General features: G+C 44.8%; 3 protein-coding genes. All 3 read right to left on the bottom strand.

The genetic code is table 11. The annotated features are described in order from the left end of the window. Window positions 1-456 (bottom strand): tetrahydrofolate dehydrogenase/cyclohydrolase catalytic domain-containing protein (locus B7Y67_RS12535; RefSeq protein ID WP_293598936.1); only part of this gene is annotated, 456 nt, incomplete at its 3' end. A gap of 9 nt (window positions 457-465) precedes the next feature. Beyond that, entirely contained in the window at window positions 466-1,113 is a 648-nt protein-coding gene (locus B7Y67_RS12530) for a response regulator transcription factor (protein WP_293598935.1), read from the bottom strand. A gap of 35 nt (window positions 1,114-1,148) precedes the next feature. Next, complete coding sequence (locus B7Y67_RS12525) at window positions 1,149-3,680, bottom strand: PAS domain-containing sensor histidine kinase (RefSeq protein WP_293598934.1); 2,532 nt, start codon at window positions 3,678-3,680, stop codon at window positions 1,149-1,151. Window positions 3,681-3,850 lie beyond the last annotated feature (170 nt).

Genomic DNA, 3,850 nt, shown 5'->3' with positions numbered 1-3,850 from the left:
AATGCTTTCCAAGAGCTTCATGCAGCCATAAGGCGTGCAAGGCTTGAACTCTGGTTGACCAACCATCAAAGCGCCAGCATTAGCAACGTGAAAGCCATCCACATCCTTTTCGGGGGCGATCGCTTCGAGAACCCTTTCCGAGGCGATATGTTCTGGCAATGGAAGTTGAACCAAAATGCCATGAATCGCTGGATCAGCATTTAAGGTCGCAATACGGGCTAGCAATTCCTCTTCGCCAAGATCAGCGGAATATCGCTCTAAGACTGAATGAAAGCCAACATCTTCGCAAGCTTTTACTTTATTGCGAACATATACCTGACTAGCAGCATTATCGCCAACGACAATTACCGCTAAGCCTGGACGTCGATCCTTGGCGGTAACAATGGCGCCGCGAGCAGCGATTTCCGCACGTAGTTTTTTAGAGAGGGCATTTCCATCAAGTAGTTGAGCAGGCATAGCAAGAAATTAATTAGGCTGTGGATCAGAAAGCGCGAGGCGGAGTAGATCGGCAACGGTATTGACGTTTAACTTCTCCATGATGTTGGCGCGATGGGCTTCAACAGTCTTAATAGAGATCCCCAGATCATCTGCAATTTGCTTATTTAAGCGGCCTGCAACAATTCGCTCTAAAACTTGACGCTCTCTACCGGTAAGTTTACTAAGCAAGCTTTGGGTAACCTTGCGTTGACTTGCTTGAGAGTAATCAACGCGTGCTTTGGCAAACATACGATCAACTAATGCGCAAAGATCATTTTCTTTAAAAGGTTTCTCAATGAAATCAACAGCACCGCGCTTCATTGTAGAAACGGCCATGGAGACATCACCATGACCAGTAATGAAAGCGACCGGCATGGGTAGGTTTTCGCTAATTAAGCGCTCTTGTAATTCAAGACCAGACATCCCAGACATGCGAACATCTAAAATCGCGCATGAAATAGTAGATTTATCTGTACTTTGTAAAGATTGTAAAAAACGCTCTGCGCTAGCATGACAGCGAACTACATAACCATTGCTTTCCAGCAACCAAGTTAAGGAGTCACGCACTGCCTCATCATCATCGACAACATAAACCACTTCAGCTTGGTTTGATTTGGTGTTGGAACTGAGGTTCATATTTGCTCTCACAGAGAATTTACAAAGGTACAAAGTTAAATATTAGCTTGAGACCCGGGGGCTTCAAGTGGTAGAAGTATTGTAAAGCTGCAGCCAGAGCGCTTGGTATGTTCTGCATCCATGAGATTTTTAGCCCAAAGGCGCCCCTGATGGGATTCAATAATGGAGCGGCAAATATTGAGTCCCATGCCCATTCCATCGTTTTTCGTACTAAAAAACGGCTCAAACATACGCTCAATGACCGAATCTGCTATCCCAGCGCCTGCATCGACCACCTGGACCCGAAGCATGGCTGGAAAAATGCTGGTATCAAGATCTGCCGAAATGCTGACTGGAGGTGCCGACCAGCGAGAGGAAAGGGGGTAGGCCTCTCGCAGGCTATCTAGGGAATTTTTGAGTAAATTCACTAAAACTTGCAATATTAAGATGGGATCTAAATCAACTAAGGGTAAATTGTCTGCAACCTGGGATTTAATGCTGAGGCGATGGCGATTGGCCTCAATTTCCACTAAGCCTACTGCATCATTGATGATTTCACTGATATCGCAGGATTTACGTTGAGGCTCACTCCGCTTCACAAACCCCTTAATACGCTGAATGATGGTTCCTGCTCGGTGAGCTTGATCTGAGGCTTTTTCTAAGGCGGGAATAATGTCTTTCTGTAAACCAGGCTCAAGTTGCCCTTGCAACCGTTTGGCAACACCCATGCAGTAATTGGAGATTGCTGATAAGGGTTGGTTCAGTTCATGCGCTAATGAGGAGGCCATTTCACCCATGGTGGTTAGACGACCTGTAAATTGCATGCGCTCCTCCTGTTGGCGAGCCAATTCATCAGATTCAACGCGAATGGTGATATCGGTCGCGATTAAAAGTTGTGCCAAGTGCCCATCAACCCACGGAATAAGTCGGCGCCGAACTTCGTACCACTTTTGTTGCCCGCTTGCCGGATCAATTAGTTGAATTTCATTGGACTCTGATACTTGATGGGCAAATGCATTGATATTTTCTAGGCTAAGTGCATTACTAAAGCCAAATTGGGAGCCAGTTTGATTTTGATTGACATCTTGGCCTGCCAGTTCAAAATGGCCATTGGAGTCGTTCCCAAAACGGTCTCGATAAAATCGATTGGCAAACAGCAAATCACCATTCTCATTTGACACTACTGACACTGCCGCATCTAAACCTTCTAGCACGGTAATAAAACGCTCTTGTGAAGCAGCTAACTCTTCGCGAATCTTCTTTGGCTCTGAAATATCAATCAGAGAGGTGACCCAACCCGTTTGCTTGCCTTTTTCATTGATTAACGGTGCGATAAAGGTACGCGTCTGAATAATTCCACCATCTTTGCGAATGATTGAGCCCTCAATACCAATTCTTTTTTCTTGATCGTGGGCTAGCTGAATAGCTCTATCCATTTTCTCGGTGAGCGCTGCTTTTTCGCTTTCAGGCCAAAATGCAAAGGGTGGTTTTTGGCCAATTAATTCTTCCGCAGTCCACCCGGTCATCTCGCAAAATGCAGGATTAACGTAAGTGATACTTCGGTCCATATCGTGCGCTCGAATTCCTACAGGAGTTGAGTTTTCCATAGCGCTACGAAAGTTGGTTTCCGTTCGTAGGTTTGCTTCCGCTTCTTGACGAACTTGCATTTGTTTTAATACCGACCACAGGCTCCAAATGACGAAGGCACTCAAACCAAGCACAACGCCAATAAGCATGCGGAAGGTGAGGTTTGTTGCGGGCGGGTAAGTGTCGATTCGTAAACTGAGATTGGGACTAAGTACCCCAATATCCAAACTGGTTTGATTGCTAAAAGCGCGTTTAGGAATATTTTTATCTGATGATATTGCTAAGACTTTTTCATCATCGGTCAATAAAGTAAAGCGATATTGGCTCTTGAGCTCTGCGGGAATCATCTCCAGCAGTGCTTGAGTTGAATACAGGACCGCAATACTCCCTTTGAGTTCAGTTCCAGCAAGTTGTGGAACTGTTTGCCAAAAGACATTGCGCATCTCTCGTGCAACTGGATCATTGAGTGGTACATCAAGAGTAATAAATTGACTGTAAGCAGGTCGGTAGGTTACGTTGCTTAGTTCACTGGACTTCTCAAGACCTTCCCTAATAATCAATGCATTTGCTGGTTGGTTGAACCACTTGGTCTTGGTATTGTTATTGGGAACCTTCCATTCAATGCGATTCTCTTGATCTGTCCAAATAATTTGCACAATCTCATGATTACTCTGCAATAGATTTTCAGCTTGAATAGTGACGTTTGCGCGATCTTTTGGCGACTCATTCGAGTTCAGATACTCTCGACCAAGCGATTGCAAAATATCTGTGTTGTTCGAAAAGCGTAATTGAATCCGTTGCTTTGCGAATGACAGTTCCCGAAATAGGGCAGCCTCATGCTGACTTTGCTCTTGTAGCTGTAGGGTTCCAAGAATGACACCCATGACTGCCGTGAACAGCACAATTGCTAGGAGCGGGGTGTAAACCAGCTTTACGCCCCGTATTTTTCGGAGCCATTTGACTGGCCGTAACTGCCGGATGGACAACACTATTTTATTCATGAATTCAGGCTATTTTGCCTGATAGATTAGCCTTTTCAGCCTATTAATGCTGTTTGCTGGCTAATTGCATTGCAACATAATTCCATATAGTGAGAAATATTATCATTATGTGGGATTTTGCTTGTTTACACCCATAGACCTTCCTAGAATATTGGCTATAGAGTCAATTA

This window comes from Polynucleobacter sp. 35-46-11 (genome assembly GCF_002281105.1).
This window is presented reverse-complemented; position numbering and strand designations above follow the sequence as displayed.